At 71.8% G+C, this 23412-nt stretch carries 22 protein-coding genes; 14 read left to right on the plus strand and 8 right to left on the minus strand.

The features are described 5' to 3' along the window. Window positions 1–17 precede the first annotated feature (17 nt). Window positions 18–965 (plus strand): DMT family transporter, encoded by a 948-nt coding sequence (locus tag ACFE76_RS01885; RefSeq protein WP_375430032.1) that lies wholly within the window; start codon window positions 18–20, stop codon window positions 963–965. 1 nt (window position 966) lies between these two features. Here ACFE76_RS01885 and ACFE76_RS01890 read toward each other — a convergent pair whose 3' ends face one another. Further along, a complete protein-coding gene (locus ACFE76_RS01890; protein WP_375430033.1) occupies window positions 967–1557 on the minus strand; it encodes a YdeI family protein in 591 nt (196 codons plus the stop codon). A gap of 152 nt (window positions 1558–1709) precedes the next feature. Here ACFE76_RS01890 and ACFE76_RS01895 point away from each other — a divergent pair, with 152 nt between their 5' ends. From ACFE76_RS01895 to cobF, 7 genes are all read left to right on the plus strand, one after another. Then, window positions 1710–2711, plus strand: a complete 1002-nt coding sequence (locus tag ACFE76_RS01895; protein ID WP_375430034.1) for a hypothetical protein — start codon at window positions 1710–1712, stop codon at window positions 2709–2711. 15 nt (window positions 2712–2726) lie between these two features. Further along, window positions 2727–3470 (plus strand): class I SAM-dependent methyltransferase, encoded by a 744-nt coding sequence (locus ACFE76_RS01900; RefSeq protein ID WP_375430035.1) that lies wholly within the window; start codon window positions 2727–2729, stop codon window positions 3468–3470. Between the two features lie 81 nt (window positions 3471–3551). Next, the gene (locus ACFE76_RS01905; RefSeq protein ID WP_375430036.1) at window positions 3552–4628 is read left to right on the plus strand and encodes an alpha/beta hydrolase; all 1077 of its coding nucleotides are present in this window, start codon (window positions 3552–3554) and stop codon (window positions 4626–4628) included. Beyond that, window positions 4625–5431 carry an SGNH/GDSL hydrolase family protein gene (locus tag ACFE76_RS01910; RefSeq protein ID WP_375430037.1) on the plus strand — a complete coding sequence of 269 codons (807 nt, stop codon included), beginning with the start codon at window positions 4625–4627 and terminating at the stop codon, window positions 5429–5431. The genes ACFE76_RS01905 and ACFE76_RS01910 overlap by 4 nt, the downstream gene beginning before the upstream one ends. Window positions 5432–5454: 23 nt before the next feature. After that, window positions 5455–7206, plus strand: a complete 1752-nt coding sequence (locus ACFE76_RS01915; protein WP_375430038.1) for a thiamine pyrophosphate-dependent enzyme — start codon at window positions 5455–5457, stop codon at window positions 7204–7206. A 79-nt stretch (window positions 7207–7285) separates the two neighbouring features. After that, window positions 7286–8761, plus strand: coding sequence for a cobyric acid synthase (locus ACFE76_RS01920; protein WP_375430039.1), 1476 nt, complete (start codon window positions 7286–7288; stop codon window positions 8759–8761). Continuing rightward, entirely contained in the window at window positions 8758–9537 is a 780-nt protein-coding gene (gene cobF, locus ACFE76_RS01925) for a precorrin-6A synthase (deacetylating) (RefSeq protein ID WP_375430040.1), read from the plus strand. Before ACFE76_RS01920 ends, cobF begins: the two co-directional genes overlap by 4 nt. Window positions 9538–9587: 50 nt before the next feature. Here cobF and ACFE76_RS01930 read toward each other — a convergent pair whose 3' ends face one another. Further along, the gene (locus tag ACFE76_RS01930) at window positions 9588–10031 is read right to left on the minus strand and encodes a VOC family protein (RefSeq protein ID WP_375430041.1); all 444 of its coding nucleotides are present in this window, start codon (window positions 10029–10031) and stop codon (window positions 9588–9590) included. A 62-nt stretch (window positions 10032–10093) separates the two neighbouring features. On the opposite strand from ACFE76_RS01930, the gene ACFE76_RS01935 reads away from it, so the two are divergent. Both ACFE76_RS01935 and ACFE76_RS01940 read left to right on the plus strand, forming a co-directional pair. Next, window positions 10094–11125, plus strand: a complete 1032-nt coding sequence (locus ACFE76_RS01935; protein WP_375430042.1) for a helix-turn-helix transcriptional regulator — start codon at window positions 10094–10096, stop codon at window positions 11123–11125. A gap of 152 nt (window positions 11126–11277) precedes the next feature. Further along, window positions 11278–11943 carry a hypothetical protein gene (locus ACFE76_RS01940; protein WP_375430043.1) on the plus strand — a complete coding sequence of 222 codons (666 nt, stop codon included), beginning with the start codon at window positions 11278–11280 and terminating at the stop codon, window positions 11941–11943. A 142-nt stretch (window positions 11944–12085) separates the two neighbouring features. Here ACFE76_RS01940 and ACFE76_RS01945 read toward each other — a convergent pair whose 3' ends face one another. The 4 genes from ACFE76_RS01945 to ACFE76_RS01960 all read right to left on the minus strand — a co-directional run bounded on the left by ACFE76_RS01945 (window position 12086) and on the right by ACFE76_RS01960 (window position 18370). Then, entirely contained in the window at window positions 12086–12478 is a 393-nt protein-coding gene (locus ACFE76_RS01945) for a pyridoxamine 5'-phosphate oxidase family protein (RefSeq protein ID WP_375430044.1), read from the minus strand. Next, entirely contained in the window at window positions 12475–16179 is a 3705-nt protein-coding gene (gene cobN / locus ACFE76_RS01950; RefSeq protein WP_375430045.1) for a cobaltochelatase subunit CobN, read from the minus strand. Before cobN ends, ACFE76_RS01945 begins: the two co-directional genes overlap by 4 nt. Before the next feature lie 73 nt (window positions 16180–16252). Next, on the minus strand, window positions 16253–16747 hold the full coding sequence (locus tag ACFE76_RS01955) for a pyridoxamine 5'-phosphate oxidase family protein (protein WP_375430046.1): 495 nt from the start codon (window positions 16745–16747) through the stop codon (window positions 16253–16255). Between the two features lie 330 nt (window positions 16748–17077). Next, the gene (locus ACFE76_RS01960; RefSeq protein ID WP_375430047.1) at window positions 17078–18370 is read right to left on the minus strand and encodes an ATP-binding protein; all 1293 of its coding nucleotides are present in this window, start codon (window positions 18368–18370) and stop codon (window positions 17078–17080) included. 163 nt (window positions 18371–18533) lie between these two features. On the opposite strand from ACFE76_RS01960, the gene ACFE76_RS01965 reads away from it, so the two are divergent. Continuing rightward, a complete protein-coding gene (locus ACFE76_RS01965; RefSeq protein ID WP_375430048.1) occupies window positions 18534–18863 on the plus strand; it encodes an ASCH domain-containing protein in 330 nt (109 codons plus the stop codon). A gap of 9 nt (window positions 18864–18872) precedes the next feature. On the opposite strand, the gene ACFE76_RS01970 is transcribed toward ACFE76_RS01965, so the two are convergent. Both ACFE76_RS01970 and ACFE76_RS01975 read right to left on the minus strand, forming a co-directional pair. Continuing rightward, window positions 18873–19145, minus strand: a complete 273-nt coding sequence (locus tag ACFE76_RS01970; RefSeq protein ID WP_375430049.1) for a hypothetical protein — start codon at window positions 19143–19145, stop codon at window positions 18873–18875. A gap of 110 nt (window positions 19146–19255) precedes the next feature. Then, window positions 19256–20092, minus strand: coding sequence for a PhzF family phenazine biosynthesis protein (locus ACFE76_RS01975; protein WP_375430050.1), 837 nt, complete (start codon window positions 20090–20092; stop codon window positions 19256–19258). Window positions 20093–20137: 45 nt separating this feature from the next. Here ACFE76_RS01975 and ACFE76_RS01980 point away from each other — a divergent pair, with 45 nt between their 5' ends. The 3 genes from ACFE76_RS01980 to ACFE76_RS01990 are packed head-to-tail and all read left to right on the plus strand — an operon-like array spanning window position 20138 to window position 23410. After that, window positions 20138–21241, plus strand: coding sequence for a precorrin-3B synthase (locus ACFE76_RS01980; RefSeq protein ID WP_375430051.1), 1104 nt, complete (start codon window positions 20138–20140; stop codon window positions 21239–21241). After that, window positions 21234–21905, plus strand: coding sequence for a precorrin-8X methylmutase (locus tag ACFE76_RS01985; RefSeq protein ID WP_375430052.1), 672 nt, complete (start codon window positions 21234–21236; stop codon window positions 21903–21905). Before ACFE76_RS01980 ends, ACFE76_RS01985 begins: the two co-directional genes overlap by 8 nt. Continuing rightward, window positions 21902–23410 (plus strand): precorrin-2 C(20)-methyltransferase, encoded by a 1509-nt coding sequence (locus ACFE76_RS01990; RefSeq protein ID WP_375430053.1) that lies wholly within the window; start codon window positions 21902–21904, stop codon window positions 23408–23410. Before ACFE76_RS01985 ends, ACFE76_RS01990 begins: the two co-directional genes overlap by 4 nt. Window positions 23411–23412 lie beyond the last annotated feature (2 nt).

Genomic DNA, 23412 nt, shown 5'->3' on the forward strand with positions numbered 1-23412 from the left:
TTCTGGAGGCCCGACCCGTGACTGCCCCGACCGTCAGCACCGCCGGCATCCGGCCGTTGCCGCAGGGGCGCGTCGGCGGGCTCGCCTTTGCGCTCGGGTCGGCCGCCTCGTTCGGGCTGTCGGGCTCGCTCGCCCGTTCGCTGCTGGACCTCGGCTGGTCGCCCGCGGCCGTGGTGGCGTTCCGGATCCTCGGGGCGTTCGCCCTGCTGGCCATCCCCTGCTCGCTGGCGCTCCGCCGGTCGCGGCTGCCCACGGGGCCGCAGCTGGTCCGGATGGTCGGCTACGGCGTGGTCGCGGTGGCCTTCGCGCAGCTCTGCTACTTCAGCGCGGTGCAGCGGCTCTCGGTGGGCGTGGCCCTGCTGCTGGAGTACTCCGCGCCCGTGCTGCTCATCTTCTACACCTGGATCCGCAGCAGGCAGCGGCCCGCGGCGCCGGTCTTCCTCGGCGCCGGCCTGGCGCTGCTCGGCCTGGTGTTCGTGCTCGACCTGCGCAGCGGTGTGACCCTCGACCCGGTCGGCGTGCTCTGGGGTCTCGGAGCGGCCGTCTGCCTGTGCGCCTACTTCGTGCTCGGCGAGAGCGACGGGGCCGGCGCCACGGTCTCGCCGCTGCTGCTGACGACCGTCGGTACCGGCGTCGGCGGAGCGGTGATCGCGGTCCTCGGCGCCGTCGGGGTGCTCCCGCTGGTCGCCCACGGCGGCAGCACCGCACTGGCCGGCGTCAGCGTCAGCTGGGCGGTACCGGCACTGCTGCTGGTCACGGTCAGCGCCGTGCTCGCCTACCTGACCGGCATCGTCGCGGTCCGTCGGCTCGGCAGCTCGGTGGCCTCGTTCGTCTCGCTGACCGAGGTGATCTTCGCGGTGATCTTCGCGATCATCCTGCTCGGCCAGCAGCCCTCGGTCAGCCAGCTGGTCGGCGGCGCGCTCGTCCTCGCCGGCATCGCCGTGGTGCAGCGCCGCGCCGCCTGACCTACTCCTTCGGGCGCCACTGGTTGGCCCGCTCACCGACGGCCGCGCGAGCGGCGGTCTCGGCGACGCGCTTGGCCCGCGTCGGCGCGGTCCGCGCCTGCACGATCCACTCGAGGATGCCGCGGCGCGCCGACGGCGGAAACGAGCGCCACTGCTCCCATGCCGGCGGGGACGCGTCGAAGGCCGCTCGCAGGTCGGCCGGCTCGATCAGGTCCTCGACCTCGTCCAGCAGGGTCCAGCCGCCGTTCGCCTCGGCCTGCGCGATCACGCGTTCGCCCGCCTCGGTCATGAGTCCAGCGGCGCGCAGCTCGGCGACCCGCCGCTTGTTCGGCCGCGACCACCCGCTCTGGGCCTTGCGCGGGGCGAAGTACAGCATCGTGCGCTGGTCGTCGAGCTTGCGGGGGGTGCTGTCCACCCAGCCGAAGCAGAGTGCCTCGAGGACCGACTCCTCGTAGCTGATCACCGGCCGGCCGGCGGACTTGCGCCAGGTCACCAGCCAGACGCCCGACGCGGTCTCGCCGTTCTCGGCCAGCCACCGCCGCCAGTCCGTACGGGTCTCGGGGTGGATCTGCGGGACGTCGGCGGCGACCATCAGCGCTCCAGCTCAGGACGTGCCACCGGGCCGACGCGCCCTGAGCCTGTCGAAGGCCTCGAAGAGGTTGCGGCGCTCATGAGTACAGCAAACCGCAACCCCTTCGGGGCCCTCGACAGGCTCGGGGCGCGTTGCTGGTGCAGGCTGGTCGCGTGCAGTCCGACACCACGCTGACCGGCTCGGGTTGCCCGAAACGGATGGTCCACGGGCCGTGCGGCGGGGTCCGGCCGGACCTCGGCTGCGAGGTGGTCGCGATGCCCTGCGTGTTCGCCGACGCGGAGCACGTGCCGGCGGTGACCGTGGTACGGGCCGTAGCGCCGGCCGCTCTGCCGCTGGTGCTCACCGACCTGAGCGTGCCGGCCGCGGACGCCGCCCTGCTCGCCCGGACGGCTCGGCGGCTGGCGCCGAGCTGCGACGCGCTGCTCGTCGGCGACCACCAGGACCGGCCCGACTTTCCGCCGAGCATGCTGGCGCGGATGATCGCCGACGCGGGCGGCCGGCCGTGGGTCACGCTGGCCTGCCGCGACCGGAACCGCCTCGTGCTCGAGGCCGAGCTGCGCGGCCTCCGGCACGACGGGCTGGCCGTGGTGCTCTGCGTGACCGGTGACGGCCGGGCGTTCGACGTCCGCAGTGACGTGACGCAGGTCTTCGACCTCGAGGGCACCCGGCTGGCCGGGCTCGCGGCGTCCCTCGGGCTGCCGGTCGCCGTCGCCGAGACCCCGACCGCACCGCCGGTCCGGCTGCGGCCGGAACGGCTGGTCCGCAAGCAACAGGCCGGGGCCGCGGTGGCCGTGCTCAACCACGTCCGGTCGGCGGCCGACGTCGACACGTTCCTCGCCGCCGCCCGGGCCCTCGGCCTGACCATCCCGGTGATCGCCTCGGTCGCGGTCTACACCGACGAGCGGTCGGCCGCGGTGCTGACGGCCCTGCCCGGGCTCGAGATCGAGCCGACGACCGTCGCGGCGGTCCTGGCCGCCCCCGACCCGGTCGCCGCCGGGGTCGAGGTCGCCGTCGCCGAAGCCGAGGCCCTCCTCGCGGTGCCGGGCGTGGTCGGGGTGAACCTGTCCGGGCTGGCGTCGGCCCGGGGTCCGGCGTACGCCGCCGACGTGCAGGCCGAGATCGGCGTCCGGATCCGGGACAGAATGCTCCGCTGAGGGTAAGGAGCCGCTGTGACGCGCGAGATGAAAGCGGAATTCGACACGGTGGCCTCCTGGACGGCCGACGTCGCGCTGGACCTCGGACCGGAGTACCACCTCGCTGCCGGCTGCCGGGGCAGCGGCAGCCCGGGCGCGCTGCGCTGGCTGCTCCAACGGCTCGAGGTGACCGCGACCGACAGCATGCTCGACGCGGGTGCGGGCGTCGGCGGGCCCGCCGCCTTCGCGGCCGCGGAGGTCGGCGTCCGACCGGTGCTGAGCGAACCCGAACCCGGCGCCTGTCTGGCCGCCCGCCGGCTCTTCGACCTGCCGGTGGTGCAGGCCGGCTCCCGGCTGCCGTTCGCGTCGGGCCCGTTCGACGTGGTCTGGAGCCTGGGCGTGCTGTGCACGGTGTCGGACCAAGCGGGGCTGGTCGCCGAGCTGCGCCGGGTGCTGCGACCGGGCGGGCGCCTCGGGCTGCTGGTCTTCGTCGCGACCACGACCCTGACCGAACAACCTGCGGGCAACGACTTCCCGACGTACGAGCGGCTGACCGGCCTGCTGAGCGACGCCGGACTGCAGATCACCAGCAGCGGCTCAGCCGGCGAGTTCGCCGCGGCACCGCCGCTGTGGGTCGACCACGCGGCCGCCGTCGAGGCCGAGCTGCAACGCCGGCACGGCGACGATCCGGACTGGCAGATCGCCGAACGCCAGTCCGGCATCATCGGTCGGCTGCTCGCCGCCGGCGACCTCGCGGGCACACTGGTCGTCGCGCGCTGACGTCACAGAGACCGGACTGCGCGCCCACAGGTGCAGCACAGGTGAGGCGAGAAATGTCGAACCTGTGATCGGACTGGTTCCGTGAGGTTGACCGGAACACCCCTGCTCGTCCTCGCCAGCGTGGCGGCCGTGATGGGGCCGGTCGCTCTCGTCCTCTGGCTCCGCCGTCGACCCGTTCACGGTGTCGAGGGCCGCAACGGCTGGGGTCGTACGGTCGGCCGGTTCGGGCTGGTCGTCGGCTGCCAGCTGCTGGCGGCGATCGTGCTGTTCCTCTGGGTCAACGTCCAGTACGGCTTCTACACCTCCTGGTCGGACCTGCTGGGCCGGACCAACACCAACGAGGCCTCCATCGACGGCAACGCCTTGGTGCCGAAGGGGGACGGCCGCGCCCAGGTCGTCACCGTGAACGGCGGCCCACACGGCGGCGGCCGGCACCAGGTCCTGGTGTGGCTCCCGCACCAGTACGACGAGCGCGCCGACGCCCACACCCGGTTCCCCGTGGTGATGGTGCTGCCCGGCCAGCCGTCGACCGTGGACGCGATGTACACCCACTATCAGTTCGGCACCGTCGCGACGTCGGAGATCGACAGTGGCCGGGTCAAGCCGTTCATCGCCGTCTTCCCGCCGCTGATGACCGACCCGCCGCGGGACACCGAGTGCACCAACGTGTCCGGGGGGCCGCAGGCCGAGACCTGGCTCGACCGCACCGTGCCGACGGCCATCGACGGGGACTTCCGGGTCACGCCCCGGCCGTGGTCGATGATCGGCTGGAGCACCGGTGGCTTCTGCTCGGCCAAGCTGCTGCTGCACGACCCGAGCCACTTCACGGCGGCGGCCAGCCTGGGCGGCTACTTCTCACCGATCCTCGACCACACCACGGGCGACCTGTTCCACGGCCGGCGCACCGCCGAGCAGCAGAACTCCCCGCTCTGGCTCTACCGCCACGGCGGACTGCACGACCGCCGGCTGCTGGTGGTCACCGGCCGCCAGGACAACGAGTCCTACGCCCCGAGCGAGACGTTCATCGACGCGAGTCGCGGTGACCCGGCGGTGGCGAACCTGATCTTCCCGACCGGCGGACACAACTACCACAACTACCAGGTGCTGCTGTCCGGCGTCCTGCAGTGGCTGCAACGCGTCCGCGCGCTGACCGGATGAGGTGGCCCGCTACCGCCTGCGCCTCGGTGCTGGGACTGCTGCTCGTGCTGACGAGCTGCACCGGCACCACGAGCAGCGCCACCCCGAACCCGGCCCCCCTCGCAACGACACCGTCAGCGTCCCCCCGGAGGACGCTCAACGTGGTCGCCCTCGGCGACTCGGTGACCGCGGGGACGAACTGCGACTGCACGGCCTTTCCCCAGCTGTACGGCCTCGAGCTCGGCGAACGGGACGGGGCCGACGTCGAGGTCACCGACGAGGGGGCGGGGGGCGCCACGAGCGCCGACCTGCTCAGCGAGCTGCCCGACCTCAGCAAAGAGCTCGGAAAGGCCGACATCGTGCTGATCACCATCGGGGCGAACGACTTCTCCGACCTGTCCGACGACCTGCTCGGCTCCTCCTGCGGTGGCGAGGACCACCTGGCTTGCACCCGTACGGCCCAGGCCGACCTGCGCCGCAACCTGACCGCGATCGAGGCTCGCATCCTCGCCATCCGGGACGGCCAGCCCACCACGATCCTGGTCACCGGCTACTGGAACGTCTACGAGGACGGCGACGTCGCCGACCACGACTACAACGAGGACGGCGAAGCGGCGAGCATCGCGCTGACCCTCGTCGCCAACACCATCATCAAGGGCACGACGGGTGAGTCCGGGATCCGCTACGTCGACCTGTACAGCCCGTTCAAGGGTCACAGCGGCACCCACGACCCCACCCCGCTGCTGGCCGACGACGGTGACCACCCGAACGCCGCGGGGCACAAGGTCATCGCCCGCGCCCTGCTGGCGGCGACCCCTGGCTAGGCGGCGAGTCCTAGGGTGATGAGGTGACCCGTACCGTGGCCGATGACCTGGTCGAGATCCTCGTGGCCTCCGGCGTGACCCACATCTACGGGCTGGTCGGTGACAGTCTGAACGCCTTCAGCGACGCGATCAGGCGCAGCGGGGGCAGTGCCGCCGGCGGCATCGACTGGGTGCACGTGCACCACGAGGAAGGCGCCGCGTTCGCCGCGTCGGCCGAGGCTCAGCTGACCGGCCGGTTGGCGGTCTGCGCCGGCAGCTGCGGTCCCGGCAACACCCACCTCATCCAGGGCGTGATGGACGCTCATCGCTCGAGTGCCCCCGTCCTGGTGCTGGCCAGCCACATCCCGTCGGCGAACATCGGCACCGGCTTCTTCCAGGAGACCAAGCCCGACCAGCTCTTCAGTCAGGCCAGCCACTACTGCGAGACCGTGTCGCAGCCGGCGCAGCTGGCGCGGCTGACCCACCTGGCCGTCCAGAACGCGCTCGGTCTGGGCGGCGCCGCGGTGCTGGTGATCCCCGGCGACGTCCTCGAGGCGGACGCCAGCGGGGATCTGCACCCGAACGCGACGGTCTCCACCCGACCGCGGCCGGCGCCCGAGCCGGACTCTGTAGCCGAGCTGGCCCGGCGGATCGACGAGGCGACCAAGGTCGCGATCTTCGCCGGTATCGGCGCCGCCAGCGCGCGCGAGGAGGTGCTGCAGCTCGCGGCGCTGCTGCATGCACCGGTGGGGACGACCTTCCGCGGCAAGGAGACGTTCGGCTACGACAACCCGTACGACGTGGGGATGACTGGGCTGCTGGGCTACGGCGCCTGTTACGAGGCGCTGCAAGAGGCCGACCTGGTGCTGCTGCTCGGCACCGACTTTCCCTACGTCGACTTCCTGCCCACCGCCAACAACGTCCAGGTCGACCGGGACCCGGCCCACCTCGGCCGGCGCGCGCCGATCGTGCAGGGCATCGCAGCCGACGTCGGTCTGACTCTGCAGGCGCTACTGCCGCTGATCACCCCGGAGCGCAAGCACGCGTTCCTCGACGACATGCTCGAGCGGAACGCCACGCTGATCAGGCACGGCGTGCACACCTACGACCACGACCCCGACGAGCGGCGGCCGATCCACCCCGAGCTGCTGGCCGCGCTGGTCGACGAGGCCGCTGCCGATGACGCGGTCTTCACCGTCGACACCGGGATGGACTGCACCTGGGCCGCGCGCTACCTGCAGCCCAACGGCCGGCGCCGGATGATCGGCTCCTGGGTGCACGGCTCGATGGCCAACGCGCTGCCGATGGCGGTGGGTGCGCAGATCGCGTACCCGGGACGCCAGGTCGTGTCGCTGTCGGGTGACGGTGGGCTGGCGATGCTGCTGGGCGAGCTGTTGACCGTCAAGACCCACCGGCTGCCGGTCAAGGTCGTGGTCTTCAACAACTCCAGCCTCGGCATGGTCCGGCTCGAGATGCTCGCCGCCGGCGACCCGCCGTTCGAGACCGACCACGACCACGTCGACTACGCCGCGATCGCGGCCGGCGCAGGCTTCTGGGCCCGGCACGTCGAGGACCCGACCGCACTCCCGAGCGCGGTCACGGCCTTCTTCGCCGCAGCCGGACCCGCCCTGCTGGACGTGGTCACCGATCCGGACGCGCTGTCGGTGCCGACCCACCTCACCGGCGCCGAGGTGAAGGGTTTCGCCAGCTCGCTGACCAAGGTCGCGCTGAACGGCGGCATCCGCGAGGTCTGGGACCTCGCCCGCAGCAACCTGCGGAACCTGCCGGGGGTCTGACCGAAATAGCTTGCGACATGGTGCCGCGTACTCGCGGCACCATGTCGCAACTTGTTGGCTCCTACCTAAACTCCTGCTGGTGAGCGCATCGGGCCTGCTGGTCGCCGGCACGTCCTCGGACGCGGGCAAGTCGCTGGTGGTGACCGGGCTCTGCCGGGCGCTGGCCCGCCGCGGGATCGCCGTCGCCCCGTTCAAGGCGCAGAACATGAGCAACAACTCCGCCGTCTGCGCCGACGGCGCCGAGATCGGCCGGGCCCAGTACCTGCAGGCGCAGGCCGCGCGGGTCGAGCCCGAGTCGGCGATGAACCCGGTGCTGCTCAAGCCCGGCTCGGACCGCCACTCCCACGTGGTGGTCCGCGGTCGACCGGCCGGCACCCTCGAAGCCGGCGAGTACGCGACGGGTCGGTCCCACCTGGCCGCCGCCGCGTACGCGGCCTACGACGAGCTCGCGGCCCGGTTCGAGCTGGTGGTCTGCGAGGGCGCCGGGTCGCCGGCTGAGATCAACCTGCGGGCCGGCGACTACGTCAACCTCGGCCTGGCCCGGCGCTTCGGCCTGCCCTGCGTGGTCGTGGGCGACATCGACCGCGGAGGGGTGTTCGCCTCGCTGTACGGGACCGTCGCGCTGCTCGCCCCCGAGGACCGGGCCGTGGTGACCTCGTTCCTGATCAACAAGTTCCGCGGCGACCCGGCCGTCCTGCAGCCCGGGCTGGACGAGCTGACCCGGCGTACCGGGGTGCCGTTCGTCGGCGTGCTGCCGTGGCTGACCGGCGTCTGGCTGGACGCCGAGGACACCCTCGAGGTCGGGGCCTGGCGGCGCACGGACCGCTCGCCCAGCCAGTCCGAGGGTGCGCTGCGGGTGGCGGTCGTGCGGCTGCCGCGGGTCTCCAACCTGACCGACGTCGAGGCGCTGGCCGCCGAGCCGGGCGTGCACGTGCTGGTGACCACCGACCCGGACGTGGTGGCCGGTGCCGACCTGGTCGTGCTGCCGGGGTCGCGGGCGACGGTATCCGACCTCGGCTGGCTGCGCGCGACCGGTCTGGCGGCGGTGCTGACCGAACGGGCGGACCGGGGCGCGCCGGTGCTGGGGATCTGCGGCGGCTACCAGATGATGGCCGGGCGGATCGACGACCCGGACTCGCGGACGGGTGTGGTCGACGGCCTGGGTCTGCTGCCGACGCGCGTCGACGTCGCCGAGGCGAAGGTGCTCGGCCGGCCGGTCGGCCGCTGGGCCGGTCACCGGGTCGAGGCGTACGAGATCCACCACGGCGTCGCGACGCTCACCGGCGCGGCCGAGCCGTTCCTGGACGGGGCGCGGCGTGGTCAGGTGTGGGGCACGATGTGGCACGGGACGCTCGAGAACGACGACTTCCGGCGGGCCTGGCTGGCCGCGGTCGCCGCGGCGGCGGACTCGTCCTGGCGGCCACAGCCCGGCGCGCCCGCCTACGGGGCCCGGCGCGAGGCGATGATCGAGACCCTCGCCGACGCGCTCGACGAGCACGTCGACCTCGACCGGCTGCTTGCCGGCACCCGGGTGAGCCTCGGGGTGGCGTCGTGACCGTCGAGGTGCTGGTGATCGGCATCGGCAGTGGTGACCCCGCGCACCTGACCGGTGAGGCGGTCGCGGCGATGAACCGGGTCGACGTCTTCCTCGTCGCCGACAAGGGGGGCGCCAAGGTCGACCTGACGACGATGCGGACCGCCCTCTGCGAGACCGTGATCCACGACCACGCCTACCGGGTGGTGGAGGTCACTGACCCGCAGCGCGGTCCCGACGCCGAACGGGACCAGGTCGCGTACGAGGCAGGGGTCCGCGACTGGCACCAGGCGCGGGCGAAGCGCTACGCCGAGGTGATCCGGGCCGAGACTGGTCCCGTCGGCTTCCTGGTCTGGGGCGACCCGGCGTTCTACGACTCGACCATTCGGATCGTCGACTCGGTCGCCGCGCTCGGCGTGGACCTGGCCGTCACCGTCATCCCCGGGATCAGCAGCGTCCAGCTGCTCGCTGCCCGGCACCGGCTGGTGCTGAACGGCGTGGGCGGTTCGGTGCACCTGACCACCGGCCGGCGGCTGGTCGCCGAGTACGACCCGGGCCTCGGCGACGTGGTGGTGATGCTCGACGGCACGCTGACCTGCGCTCGGCTGCTCGAGGACCACCCCGACCTGCAGATCTTCTGGGGCGCCCAGCTCGGCCTGCCCGACGAGGCCCTCGTCGCCGGCCCGCTCGCCGAGGTGCTGGAGGAGATCCGCGCCGTTCGGCTGCGGCTGCGGGCCAGCCGGGGCTGGGTGATGGACACCTACCTGCTGCGGGCCACGACGCCCGGACCCGGCTGACGTCCGGAGGCGATCCGGCAGGGCCCGCTGAACGCGCTGCCCTCGGCCGGTCAGGCGGGGTGGTGGCAGACGGCTTCGAGGTTGATGCCGTACGGGTCGAGCACGAAGCCGCCGTAGTAGTCGTCGTGGTACTGCTCCCAGATCGCCGGGGCGTGCAGCTCGGTCGCGCCGTGCTCCAGGCAGGCCCGGTGGAACGTCTCGACGTCGTCCCGGGTGTCGACGGTGAAGGCGAGGTGCATGTTGGTGCCGACCGTACCGGCGTCGATCAGCCAAAAGTAGGGCTTCACCTCCGCCAACCCGAAGCCGGTCATCGCCGGCATCTCGGCCTGAGGCACCGCGGGAATCTCCAGCATCTTCGTGATGCCGATCGAGGCCAGCACGGGCTCGTAGAAGGCAACGGCCACGTCGAGGTCGGGGACGGCGATGTTGACGTGGTCGATCCGCGACCCGGACCGATCGAGTGCGGGTCGTACGGAGCTCGCGTCAGTAGTCATGACCATCACTCTGCTCGGCTTAGCGGACACCGGATGTCCGCTGCTGGAGGAGAGTTGGCCTCATGGCCACCACGTCCGCCCGACTGCTCACCCTGCTGTCGCTGCTCGTCTCCCGGCCGACCTGGTCGGGTCCCGAGCTCGCGGACCGGCTCGGGATCAGCACCCGTAGTCTGCGCCGGGACGTCGACAGCCTGCGCGAGCTGGGCTACGACGTGCGGGCGGTCCGGGGTGCCCAGGGCGGCTACCGCTTTGACGCCGGCCGGCTACCGCCGCTGCTGCTGGACGACGAGCAGGCCTTGGCGATCGCGGTCGCGCTACAGACCGCGCCGAGCAGCGTCTCCGGGATGGACGAAGCCATCGCCCGGGCGTTGACCAGCCTCAAGCAGATCATGCCCGTCCGGTTGCGCGCCGAGGCCGACGCCATGCACCTGACCACCCTGCGAAACTACTGGGAGTTCGCGGCCCCGCCGGTGTCCTCGGACACGCTCAAGACCGTCGGCGCGGCCGTCCGGAACGCCACGGTGCTCACGTTCGACCACCTCACCCCCGACGGCCGTCGGTCAGATCCGCACGACCCGGAATTCGTGCTCCCGATCAGGGTCGAGCCGCATGAGCTGGTCATGTGGGCGGGACGGTGGTACCTCGTCGGCTACGACCTCGGCGCGGGGGCCTGGGGGGTGTACCGGCTGAACCGGATCCACGCCCACCGCTCGGCCGGTCCACGCTTCGGTCGCCGCGACCTCCCGGGTGGCGACGTGGCCCGCTTCGTGACCGCGAGCTGGGACCGCGGCGACACCCCGGCGCAGTGGCCGTGCGTCGGCACGGTGCTGATCGAGCTGCCGGCCGAGGTCGTCGCCCCGTGGGTGCCCGGCGGATCGGTGGTCGAGCCCGTCTCAGCCACCCAGAGCCGGTTCACGGTCGGTGCCTGGTCGTGGGCCGGGGTCGCGGGTCTGATCGCCACCTTCGACTCGGACTTCGAGGTGCTCGGGCCGGACGAGCTTCGGCAGGCCTGCTCGGCGCTGGCCCAGCGCTCCGCCAGCGCTAGTGTCGCCGCGGCCGACTTGTCAGACTATGACGGTGCTCCGGCCCCGTAGGCGTCTGACAAGTCGGGGTTGGGCGGTGCTGCTCACCCTCACGGTCGCCAGCGGCTGCGGGGTTCCGGGTCCGGAGCCGGCGGGCGTCCCCGAGCACCTACGTCAGCGCGTCCGCGGGGCCGGCCACACCACTCTCCGACGAGTCCGGCTTCTTGGTCGCCACCCAGACGCCCGGCCCGGCACCGACCTTCGACGCGCCAGCGGCCGGCCAACTGACCGCAAAGAAGTCCGTCCTCGCCGGCCACTCCGGACGGCTGTCCTGGCGGATCGACAGCTACCGCTTCGCCGGCGGCCAAGGCGCGACGGAGGTCAACCGACGCGTCCGCGCCTCGGCTCAGGACTGCGTCACCCGCGGCCGGCGGGAAGCGAGCGGCGACCGCGGTGAGCGCCGGACGGTCACCGGCGAGAGCGTGTTGACCACCAACGACGGTCGTACGGTGCAGGTGGCTCTGGTCTGCGTCGACTCCCTCGCCGGGACCGCACACCCGTCCTACTGGTTGGGCACCACGGCCGTCACCACGGACGGCAACCCCATCGCACTGTCGGACGTGTTTCCGGACGAGCGCGCGGCTTTCGGCCAGCTGGCGACGTCGGTACGGATGGCCGCGCGGATCAAGGACGAGGGCGTCAGCGAGGCCGACGGTCTGGCGCCCCGCGAGGCCAGCTGGGCCAACTGGCAGACGAGCTCGAAAGGGATGATCTTCTACTTCGGGGACGACCAGCTCGGCGGCCACGGCTACCGCGTGTACACGATCCCGTGGTCGCAGGTCCGCCCGCTGATGTCGAGGTCCGCAGTCCAACTGCTCGCGCCTCGCTAGGCGGGGAAACCGCGATCAGCGATGTGGTCGGCACATCGTTTCCGGGATCATCCAAGCCGTCAGCACCGAGAAGGGTTTCTGAGTGAGCGACTTGTCAGAGGCTGCGGGTGCTCTAGCTCCGTGAGCGTCTGACCAGTCGGATTCAGCCGCGGCCGAGCATGCGAGTGACGTCCATCACCAGCACGACGCGCAGCGGGTTCTCGCGCGGGACCCGGTACCGCTCGGCGTAGCGGCGTTCGGCGTCGGCGACCGCGTTAGGATCGCGGTCGACGTGCAGCGGCCCGGTCAGGGTCAGCCAGCGGCCGCGGTCGACCTGGCAGAGCGCGCCCACCGCGCCGGGGCGATCGGCCAGCCGGGCCTTCACCGACTCGCCGCCGGTGATGACCCGGGCCAGCCGGGTGGCCGGTTCGTAGGTGAAACCGACCGGCACCACGTGCGGCGTGCCGTCGGCGCGGACGTTGGTCAGCGTGGACAGGTGCCGCTCGGTCAGGAAGGTCAGCACGTCCTCGCCAAGGTCCGCCAGGTCGAGACTCATGAGAACCTGGCTGAGTCCGCAGGCTTGCTGGTCGGACTCGCCGGCTCGTCCTCCAGGTCGCCCTCGACGTCGAGGTAGACCTGCTGCAGCTGCTCGACGAGCTCGGGGTCGGGTTCGGCCCACAGACCCCGCTCGGCCGCCTCGCCCAGCTTTTCGATGATCCCGCGCAGCGCCCACGGGTTCGCGTGCTTCATGAAGTCCTGGTTGGTCTTGTCGAGCACGTAGCTCTCGGCCAGCTGGGCGTACATCCAGTCGGGCACCACACCGGCCGTCGCGTCGAAGCCGAACAGGTAGTCCACCGTCGCGGCCAGCTCGAAGGCGCCCTTGTAGCCGTGCCGCTGCATCGCGCCGATCCAGCGGGGGTTGACCACCCGGGCCCGGAACACCCGCGCGGTCTCCTCGCCGAGGCTGCGGGTCCGGACCGCGTCCGGCACGGTCGAGTCGCCCACGTACGCCTTCGGCGCGGTCCCGGTCAGCGCGCGGACGGTCGCCACCATGCCGCCGTGGTACTGGAAGTAGTCGTCGGAGTCGGCGATGTCGTGCTCGCGGGTGTCGATGTTCTTGGCCGCGACGCTGATCCGGCGGTAGTTGGCCTCCATGTCCTCCCGCGCCGGCATGCCGTCCAGGTCACGCCCGTACGCGAACCCGCCCCACGCCGTGTAGACCTCGGCCAGGTCGGCGTCGTCGCGCCAGTTGCCCGCCTCGATCAGCGGCAGGATCCCGGCGCCGTACGAGCCGGGCTTGGAACCGAAGATCCGGGTCGTCGCCCGGCGTTCGTCGCCGTGCGTCGCAAGATCGGCCTGCGCGTGGGCCCGGACGTAGTTCTGGTCGTCAGGCTCGTCGCGCTCGGCGACCAGCCGGACGGCGTCGTCGAGCATGGCCAGCACGTGCGGGAACGCGTCGCGGAAAAAGCCCGAGATCCGTACGGTGACGTCGATCCGCGGCCGACCGAGCTCGGCCAGCGGCAGCACCTCGAGCCCGGTGACCCGGCGGGACGCCTCGTCCCAGACCGGCACGACGCCCATCAGAGCCAGCACCTCGGCCACGTCGTCGCCGGACGTGCGCATCGCCGAGGTGCCCCAGACGCTCAACCCCACCGACTGCGGGTACTCACCGGTGTCGTCGAGGTGCCGCTGCACCAGCGACTCAGCCATCGCCTGACCGGTGTCGTAGGCCAGTCGGGACGGGATCGCCTTCGGGTCGACGGAATAGAAGTTGCGGCCGGTGGGCAGCACGTTGACCAGCCCGCGCAGCGGCGAGCCGGACGGGCCCGCCGGGACGTAGCCGCCCTCGAGTGCGTGCAGCGTTGCGTCGATCTCGTCGGTCGTCGCGGCCAGCCGCGGCACCACCTCGACGCAGGCGAAGGTCAGCACGGCCCGGACCTGCTCGTGGTCCTCACCGAGGGTCTTGAGGACGACCGCCGGCACAGCGTCGACCGACCAGCCCGTCTCGGCGAGGGCGATCACCAGCGCGCGGGCCTGCGCCTCCACCGCGTCGACCTGGGCCAGCGGGGCCTCCCCCTCGGTCAGCCCGAGCGCTACCCGGAGCCCGGGGACGCCGTTGACCTGGCCGCCGAAGACCTGGTTGGCCCGCAGCACGGCGAGCACCAGGTTGACCAGCTCGTCGCCCGTCGGCGCCTGACCGAGGACGTGCAGGCCGTCGCGGATCTGCACGTCCTTGATCTCGCAGAGCCAGCCGTCGACGTGCATCACGAACTCGTCGAACGCCTCGTCGTCGGGACGGCCGGACAGGCCGAGCTCGGCGTCCATCTGCGCGGCCTGGATCAGCGTCCAGATCTCACCCTGCAGCGCGGGAACCTTGGCGGGATCCATGGCCCGGACGTTCCCGTACTCGTCCAGCAGCTGCTCGAGCCGGGCGATGTCGCCGTAGGACTCGGCGCGGGCCATCGGCGGGATCAGGTGGTCGATCACGGTGGCGTGCGCGCGACGCTTGGCCTGGGTGCCCTCGCCCGGGTCGTTGACCAGGAACGGGTAGATCAGCGGCAGCGAGCCGATCGCGGCATCGGTGCCGCAGGCCGCGGACATGCCCATGTTCTTGCCCGGCAGCCACTCCAGGTTGCCGTGCTTGCCGACGTGCACCACGGCGTGCGCGCCGAACTCGTGCTGCAACCAGCCGTAGACGGCGAGGTAGTGGTGGGTGGGCGCCAGATCCGGGTCGTGGTAGATCGCGATCGGGTTCTCACCGAAGCCACGCGGCGGCTGGACCAGGATGACCACGTTGCCCGCCTGCAGGGTGGCGGCGACGATCTCGCCGTCGGCGTCACCCCCCTTGTTGACGGAGCTGCGGTCGACGAAGAGCTCGCCGGGCGCCTCACCCCAGGCGGCGGTGACCGAGTCGCTGAGCTCGGTCGGCAGGTCGGCGAGCCAGCGCCGGTACGTTCCCGCGGGAACGCGGGCGGGCTGACCCGAGAGCTGACCCGAGGTCAGCCACTCCGGGTCCTGACCGCCGGCCGCGATCAGGGCGTGGATCAGGGCATTCCCGGCCGTGGTGTCGGCAGACTCGCCTTCGACCGGCTCCAGCGGGCCGGTACCGGGGATGTCGCCGGGCTCGCCGAGGTCGTAACCCGCCTCGCGCATCGCGCGCAGCAGCCGGATCACCGAGACGGGGGTGTCCAGGCCGACGGCGTTGCCGATTCGGGCGTGCTTGGTCGGGTAGGCCCCGAGGACGACGGCGATCTTGCGCTCGCTCGGCGCCAGGTAGCGCAGCCGGGCGTGGTTGACCGCGATCTCGGCCACCCGCCGGCTGCGTTCCGGGTCGGCGACGTACGTGGGCAGACCGTCCGCGTCGGTCTCCTTGAACGAGAACGGGACGGTGATGATCCGGCCGTCGAACTCCGGCACCGCCACCTGGGTGGCGACGTCGATCGGGCTCATCCCCTCATCCGACTCCGCCCAGACCGCACGGCTGGTGGTGAGGCAGAGACCCTGCAGGATCGGGACGTCCAGCGCGGCCAGGGCCTGGACGTCCCAGGTGCCGTCGTCCTCACCGGCCGAGGCCGTCGCCGGACGCGTGCCGCCGGCGGCCAACACGGTGGTGACCAGGGCGTCGAGGGTGCCGAGGTGGCTGAGCAGGTCGGCCGGGGCGTCCCGCAGCGAGGCGGCGAAGATCGGGACCCCGACCCCACCCGCGGCGTCGACCGCGTCGGCGAGGGCGTGCACGTACGCGGTGTTCCCCGCCGTCTGCTGGGCGCGGTAGAAGAGGATGCCGACGCGGGGCCGAACAGCCCCGTCGGCAAGCTCAGGGACCGAAGGTCGCGGCAGCTCGCCCCAGACCGGCTGGGCGACCGGCGGCTCGAAGCCCTCGCCGGTCAGCAGCACGGTGTCGGAGAGGAAGGCGTGCAGCTGCGCAAGGTTCTCGGGTCCGCCCTGAGCCAGGTAGACGTGGGCGTCGGCGGCGATGCCGATCGGGACGGTGGACAGCTCCATCAGCGAGGCGTCGGGCGCCTGCTCGCCGCCGAGCACGATCATCGGCTGGCCCTCGCCGCGGATCCGGGCAAAGCCGGTGCAGAGCGAGGAGGCCGAGCCGAGGATGCGGGCCACGATCAGGTCCGCGGCAGCGAACGCGGCGGCCATCTCGGTGTGGGCGAGCTTGCCCGGGTTGACGTAGCTGTAGTCGGCGCCGGACGCGCGCGCCGACAGCAGGTCGGTGTCGGAGGTGGAGACCAGTGCGATGCGCGTCATGGTCTCGACCCTAAGCGGTGCCACTGACAAGCCGCCCGGTCGCGGACCGGGCGGCCAGGGCATCCAACCCGTCTCAGAGGTCGACGACCTCGTTGTCGTTGCCGGCGTAGCGGTGACCGGTGGTCTTGACCTTGACCAGGCTCAGCGCGGAGGCGACCAGTCCACCCGGGGTGTCCCAGTACTCCGCGGTGTCGCCGTCGACCCTGATGGCCACCACGGACGTGTCGTCGGGCCCCTGGGGGAACCAGCCGTCCATCTGCGTGGTCCAGAGCTCGGCGACCTTGGCCCGGTCGTCGACGACCGAGGCGGTGCCGTTGATGGAGATCCAGACGTCACGCGAGCTGAGGGTCACCCCGACGTGCGGGTTGGCGGTCAGGTGCGCGACCTTGCGGGAGTCGCGGGAGGAGAGGTACCAGAGCTCGCCGTCGAAGTCGCTGTCCTGGTGGGCCATCGGCCGGCTCACGAAGGCGCCCGTCTCGTCGACGGTGGTGAGCATGGCAAAGGTGATGCCCTTGGCCAGCTCGGCGATCTTCTCGGGGCCGGACGTGTCAGTCGTGGTGTCAGTCATGACCACTGTTCCTCCGCGGGGGCGACTGCGGACTCACCACCGCCACTCTGAAGTGCGGTCGGATCGAAGCACGCGACCCCGGCCGCCCGATTGTCGCGTTCGCCAAAGCCGACAGAGGCCTGATCGAGATCGGCTGCAGTAACGGTCGGGTGGAGGACGTGAGCGAGCGAAACGACCGTCAGGACGTCGGCGACAAGCCGGCATCGACCTCGTCGAACCGGCACCCCGAGTGCAGGCTCAGCTGCTGGACTGCGTGAACGCCGACGGTGACAGCGCTCAGGTCATGCTCCTCCATGTCGATGCCGTGGTCGAGCTGGCCAGGACGACTCGTCAGGGACCGAGTAGCGCTGCGGGGATGACCGCGATGCCGTCCGCTCTTCGGTAGGCGTGCTGGCCCGTCGTGAGCAGAACCGCGTCGCGCAGGTCGGTGCCGAGGGTCGTGCGTAGCCACTTCAGGTGCGTCAGGTCAGATTCTTCGACGGTGGTGGAGAGCTTTACCTCTACTGCCACCACGCCGCCGTCACCAGCGACGACGACGAAGTCGACCTCGTGCTCGCCGCGATGAGTGCGCAGGTGGCGCACCTCGGCTTCGCAGGACTGCGCGTAGACACGAAGGTTGAGCGCGATGAGACCCTCAAACAGTGCGCCAAGCAAGGTGCCATCGCGCGGGACGGCTGGGCCGACGGCCTCACCCGACAACAGCTTCGCTGCAGTGACGTTGAGCAGACGAGCCGCCAGCGCAGGGTCGGCGAGCTGGTGCTTCTCGACGGCGGCAAGCTCCTTGAACTTGTTGTTCGTGGGTAGCCAGGCGGGCACGGGGTCGAGCAGCCACAGCCGGCTCAAGACATCCCGGTAGGGAATGGTGGTACTCCTTGCGGGCTTGTTCCCCACTCCTGGAGTAGCGGCGCCGCGTATGGACTCAAAGGTTGCGGTGCTCGACGTGGCGGCAGCGTAGGCCCTCATCCAGGCCCGCAACGTGTCGGGATGACGCACCGTCAGACCCTGCTCGGGGAACTCGCGGTCGATCACGCGTTGCAGGTAGCCGTCCAGTTGCGCGCGCGCTGCGCGCCCGGGCAGCCCGCGGATAGCCGGAAAGCCCCCGGCAAGAATCTCCTCAACGTAGTCGCGCAAGGTCGTCTCCGTTGTTCCGGCGATAGCAGCGCCGCTACCTGAGAGCAGCTCTGCCAGGCTCACCGAGGTCTCGATGTCGCGCTCAGCCAGAGAGAGAGGGCGCATCCGGACTGGGACGATGCGTGCGGCGCCGCTGTGCGTCGGGGCGCCGCTCGGCGAGGCCGAGCCGGTCAAGAGGAAACGGGACGGAGCAGGATTCTCGTCCACGGCTCGGCGAACCAGATCCCAGCTTGCCGGGAACAGCTGCCACTCGTCGATGAGGATCGGCTCTGCCCCGGCCAGGAGCCGACGGGGATCAGCCTGAGCCACCTGCAGCTCGGCGGGCACGTCGAGCTGATAGCTCGTCCCCGCCCTGGCCGCCGCCGTAGCGGTCTTTCCGACACCTTTAGGGCCTTCAAGGCTCACGGCGGACAAGCCCGTCAGCAACTCGTCCAACTCGTCGTCCACGATGCGTCTGGCGTAGCCTTTCATGGTCTGGATGATTCTGCCCACGACACGTACGCTACCGTTTCGGGCCTTTAAGCGCTACAGTTTCGGGCTCTCCTGCGCGACAATCCCGGGCACGCGGACACTACCAGTTCGGGACGTGTGACGCTACAGATTCGGGGGCGGTCGCGAGCTGGCCCACTGCCGAACCTTTCTGCTGCTGGCCCTGGTGCTCGAGGGCACGAAGACGGCCACGGCCAGTGCGCGCGAGGACTACGACGTCGAGGAGGAGCCACTGCCCGAGCCGGGGGCGATGGGCATCCTGCTGGACGGCCGGGGCCGGCCACGGGCCCTGGTCGCCGTGACGTCCGTTGAGGTGAAGGAGTTCGACCAGGTCGACGAGGATCATGCCTTCGCTGAGGGTGAGGGCGACCGCACCCTGGACGCCTGGCGGGCCGACCACGAGGCGTTCTTCCGGGCCCATGACCCGACGGGCCGGGGGTTTCGCCACGACATGCCAGTCGTCTTGGAGCGGTTCGAGGTGCTCTACCAGGAGTGAGGCAGGTTGCTAGGGAAGGCGCTGGGTTCGGCGCACGACCTCGGCTGCAGCCTGTCGGCGTGAGACCCGGGTGCCGTTCACGACCTCGACCCCGGTGATCCGCTCGAGCCGCTCGCAGAGGTCGGCCGTCCGCCAGGGGCCGGGGACCGGGATGTTCTGCACGGGTCGCAGTCGCGACCCGGCTCGCCGGGCGAAGTCGACGCCGGCGCCCGTGAACAGGCTGAGCACGGGCCGCGGCACGAACGGGAGCCGCCAGCCGGTCGACGAACCGACCCAGACCATGATCACCCTGCACGACGACCGCGTCCTCGTCGGAGCCCGCTGACGACTGCTCGTTCACCGGCGTCACTGTGGCACAGCGAGGCCTTCGCCGTGCCTGGTTCCGATAAGGGTCAGAGCTCGACCGATCCGCTGACCACCGAGGCGACCTGGCCGCCGACCCAAAGGGCGTCGTCCCGTCGGTCGAGGTGGACCCGGCCGGCCGCGCCGACGGCGGTGCCCTGGGCGGCGACGTAGGAGCTCGGCACCAGCCCGCTGCTGATCAGCCAGTGCGCCAGGCCGGCGTTGAGGCTGCCGGTGACGGGGTCCTCGACCACCCCGTCGGCGAAGAGAAACGCCCGCACCTCCACCTGGGCGTCGCCGCCGGCGGGGTGCGGGCCGATCAGACCGACGTCCAGTCCGTCCAGCCGCTCGGGATCGGGACGGACGGCCAGCACCGCGGCCGCGCTGGCCAGCCGGACGCCGATCCACTCCGGCCCGTTGACCAGCCAGGACGCCTCGAGCAGCTCACCGGGTGCCAGACCGAGCCCGCCCGTGAGCCGCTCTCGCAACGACTCCTCGACCGGCTCGAAGCGGGTCAGCGGCGGCGCCGCAAAGGCGAGCCGCTCCTCCTCGACCGTGACGTCGACCAGTCCGACGCCGCACTGCTGGACGACGCGGCCGTCCCGTCGTGGCCGACCGCCGGCCCGCAGCCACGCGTACGCCGAGCCGAGGGTCGGGTGGCCGGCGAAGGGCAGCTCACGGTCGGTCGTGAAGATCCGGACCCGGTAGTCGGCCTCGGGCTCGGTGGGCTCGAGCAGGAAGACGGTCTCCGACAACCCCGTCCAGCGGGCGAACTCCGGCAGCTGGTCCTCGGCCAGACCGTCGGCGCCGTGCACGACGGCGAGCGGGTTACCCGTCAACGGGGCTGATCTGAACACGTCGACCTGGGTGAAGGGGTAGCGGGCCACGGACGAAACCTAGCCAGCCGCCCGGGGCGACTTACGATGGCGGGCATGTCCGACGACCGCTGCCCTGGGGTGCTGCGGCCGCACCAGGCGGCCGACGGTGCGATGGTGCGCGTACGCGTGCCCGGCGGCCAGACCACCGGCGCGGCCCTCGCCCGGCTCGGCGCCGTGGCCGAACGGTTCGGCAGTGGCGTCCTGCAGCTCACCTCGCGGGCCAGCCTGCAGGTCCGCGGGCTCCCCGAGGTGCCCCCCGTCGCCTTCGAGGACGCGGTCGTCGAGGCCGGCTTCTTGCCCTCGGTGACCCACGAACGGGTGCGTAATCTCCTCTGCTCGCCGTTGACCGGGCTGGCGGGCGGGCACGCCGATCTGCGGCTGCTCGTGCGGGCGCTGGACGAGGCGGTGACCGCCGAACCGGCTCTCGCGTCGTTGTCGGGCCGCTTCCTCTTCGGGCTCGACGACGGCCGCGGGGACGTGGCTGCCCTACGTCCTGACCTCACCTACCTGGCTCGAGACGCCGAGCGCGGGCTGCTGCTGGTGAGGAACGATCGTGGCCGCGAGATCCCGGCGCATGACGCGGTGGCCGAGCTGGTCGGGCTGGCGCTGGACTTCGCGTCGTCGGCCGGTCCGGCCGGCGCGTGGCGCGTCAGCGATCTCACCGGGTGGGCGACCGGGCTGACCAGGCTGGCGCCGGTGTCCGTGCCGTCGCCGGAGCCGATACCCCTCGGCGCCGTGGGGGCGCACGCGAGCGTGGCCGTACCCCTGGGCTTCCTCGCTCCCGACCAGCGACACGCCGTGTCCGAAGCGGCCGGGGACGGCGCCGTCGTGATCACGCCGTGGCGCGGTCTGGTCCTCGCCGACGGAGCGAAGTCGCTGCCGACGTTGACCGCGACCGGGCTCGTGGTCGACGCCGGCTCCCCGTGGACCACGATCAGCGCCTGCGTCGGAGCGCCCTGGTGCACGAAGGGCCTGATCGACACCCAGTCGCTTGTTCGCTCGGTGGCCGGGATGCCGGCGATCTGGCCGCGGACCCACGTCAGCGGGTGCGAGAGGCGTTGCGGTGCGCCCGTCAACGAGCACCACCGAGACCTCGTGGCCCCCACCCGGGACCAGCTCCTCGACGTGGCGACGCATGCATTGGTGACCCATGGTTGACCTCGAGCTCGAGACCGCGCCGCCGACCCGGCGCTACGACTACGTCGCCGACCCGGTCGAGATCTACCGGCGATCGTTCGCCGAGGTCCGCGCGGAGGCGGACCTGTCCGGATTGACCCCGGACGCGGCCACGGTCGCGGTCCGGATGATCCACGCCAGCGGCGATCTGGACCTGCCGGCAACGTGTGATTTCCACCCGCGGCTCGTCACGGCGGCGCGCGGGGCGTTACGGGCCGGCGCGGCGATCTTCACCGACGCGTACATGATCGCCTCGGGCGTGACCCGGCGGCGGCTCCCCGCGGACAACGCCGTGCACTGCCTGCTGGCCGATCCGCGGGTGCCAGACCGGGCCCGGGCGTGGGCGACCACCCGTTCCGCGGCAGCGGTGTCGTTCTGGGGACCCGAGCTGGAGGGGTCCGTGGTGGCCATCGGCAACGCGCCGACCGCGCTCTTCCACCTGCTCGAACAGATCGCGGACGGCGGCCCGCGGCCCGCGGCGATCCTCGGCATCCCGGTGGGCTTCGTCGGGTCCGCGGAGTCCAAGATCGCCCTCGCGGCCAACCCGTGGGACATCCCGTACCTGGTCGTGCACGGCCGCCGCGGCGGCTCAGCGCTCTGCGCGTCAGCCCTGAACGCCCTCGCCCACGAGGACGAGATCGCGTGACCGGCCGGTTGTACGGGGTGGGCGTCGGTCCGGGCGACCCCGAGCTGGTGACGCTGAAAGCAGCCCGGCTGATCCGGGACGCGGACGTCGTCGCCTACCACTCCGGAACCGAGGGACGCTCGATCGCCCGCACCATCGTGGCCGACCTGATCAGCCCGGACGCTACCGAGGAGCTGTTGATCTACCCGGTGACCACGGGCAGAACCGAGCACCCGCTGGGCTACTACGGGGCGATCGAGGACTTCTACGACGAGTCGGCCGAGCGGCTGGGCAAGCACCTGGACGCCGGCCGGACCGTCGTGGTGCTCGCGGAGGGCGACCCGCTGTTCTACAGCTCCTACTCCTACCTGCACGACCGGCTGGCCGACCGGTACCCGTGCGACATCGTGCCCGGGGTCACCTCGGTGAGCGCGGCGTCGGCTGCGGTGGCGCGCCCGATCAGCCGGCACGAGGACACGTTCACCGTGCTCTCCGGCACGATGGCCGTGCCCGAGCTCGCACGGCGGCTGGCCGACGGCGGGGGCGCCGCAATCATGAAGCTCGGCCGGACCTTCGCCGGCGTCCGCGAGGCGCTGCGTCAAGCGGGTCGGCTGGAGGACGCCTGGTACGTCGAACGGGCCAGCACCGGCCGAGAGCGGCGGCTGCCGGTGAGCGAGGTGGACGCCGACGCGGTGCCGTACTTCTCGATGGTGCTGGTGCCCGGCCCGGACCTGCGGGCCGACGCGGCTCAGCGGGCCCGGACGGTTCTCCCCGAGCCCGTCGTCGTGACGAATGGTCGGCTGCTGGTGGTCGGTCTTGGTCCGGGGCCGGACCGCTGGGTCACGCCCGAGGTGACGGCCGCGCTGGCCGAGGTGGACCACGTCGTCGGGTACGGACCGTACCTCGACCGGGTGCCGCAGCGACCCGGGCTGCAGCGGCACGCGTCCGGCAACACCGTCGAAGTCGACCGGGCGTCGTTCGCGCTGGACCTGGCGCGCCGGGGGATGCGGGTGGCGGTGGTCTCCGGTGGGGACGCGGGGGTCTTCGGGATGGCGTCAGCGGTCTACGAGGCGGTGGTCGCGAACGAGTCGTTCGCTGAGGTGACCGTCGAGGTGCTGCCCGGGGTGACCGCCGCGCAGGCCGTAGCCGCCCGCGCCGGTGCCCCGCTGGGCGGGGACTACGCCGTCCTGTCCCTCTCGGACCGGCTGAAGCCCTGGGAGCTGGTCGAGCAGCGGCTGCACGCCATCGGCGCCGGCGACCTGGTGCTGGCGATCTACAACCCTGCCTCCCGCAGCCGGCGCGACCAGGTGGCCCGGATGAAGTTGATCATGCTCGAGCACCGCGCGCCCGAAACCCCTGTGGTGGTAGGAAAGCAGGTCGGTCGCGACGGCGAAGAGCTGATCATCACCACCCTGGATGATCTTGATCCCGAGACGATCGACATGTCCTGCCTGCTGATCGTCGGGTCCAGCCAGACCCGCCTCACCGCCGCCGGCGGGGTCTGGACGTCCCGCAGCCACCCCTGACT

Source organism: uncultured Friedmanniella sp., from assembly GCF_964244005.1.
GTDB lineage: Bacteria > Actinomycetota > Actinomycetes > Propionibacteriales > Propionibacteriaceae > Microlunatus.

What these genes read in the sequence shown, in the direction of transcription:
- ACFE76_RS01955 (WP_375430046.1), bottom strand. Translation starts at nt 16,747, where the DNA reads ATGACTGACACCACGACTGACACGTCCGGCCCCGAGAAGATCGCCGAG.
- cobN (WP_375430045.1), bottom strand. Translation starts at nt 16,179, where the DNA reads ATGACGCGCATCGCACTGGTCTCCACCTCCGACACCGACCTGCTGTCG.
- ACFE76_RS01945 (WP_375430044.1), bottom strand. Translation starts at nt 12,478, where the DNA reads ATGAGTCTCGACCTGGCGGACCTTGGCGAGGACGTGCTGACCTTCCTG.
- ACFE76_RS01890 (WP_375430033.1), bottom strand. Translation starts at nt 1,557, where the DNA reads ATGGTCGCCGCCGACGTCCCGCAGATCCACCCCGAGACCCGTACGGAC.
- ACFE76_RS01970 (WP_375430049.1), bottom strand. Translation starts at nt 19,145, where the DNA reads ATGGTCTGGGTCGGTTCGTCGACCGGCTGGCGGCTCCCGTTCGTGCCG.
- ACFE76_RS01985 (WP_375430052.1), top strand. Translation starts at nt 21,234, where the DNA reads ATGGTTGACCTCGAGCTCGAGACCGCGCCGCCGACCCGGCGCTACGAC.
- ACFE76_RS01980 (WP_375430051.1), top strand. Translation starts at nt 20,138, where the DNA reads ATGTCCGACGACCGCTGCCCTGGGGTGCTGCGGCCGCACCAGGCGGCC.
- ACFE76_RS01935 (WP_375430042.1), top strand. Translation starts at nt 10,094, where the DNA reads ATGGCCACCACGTCCGCCCGACTGCTCACCCTGCTGTCGCTGCTCGTC.
- ACFE76_RS01910 (WP_375430037.1), top strand. Translation starts at nt 4,625, where the DNA reads ATGAGGTGGCCCGCTACCGCCTGCGCCTCGGTGCTGGGACTGCTGCTC.
- ACFE76_RS01930 (WP_375430041.1), bottom strand. Translation starts at nt 10,031, where the DNA reads ATGACTACTGACGCGAGCTCCGTACGACCCGCACTCGATCGGTCCGGG.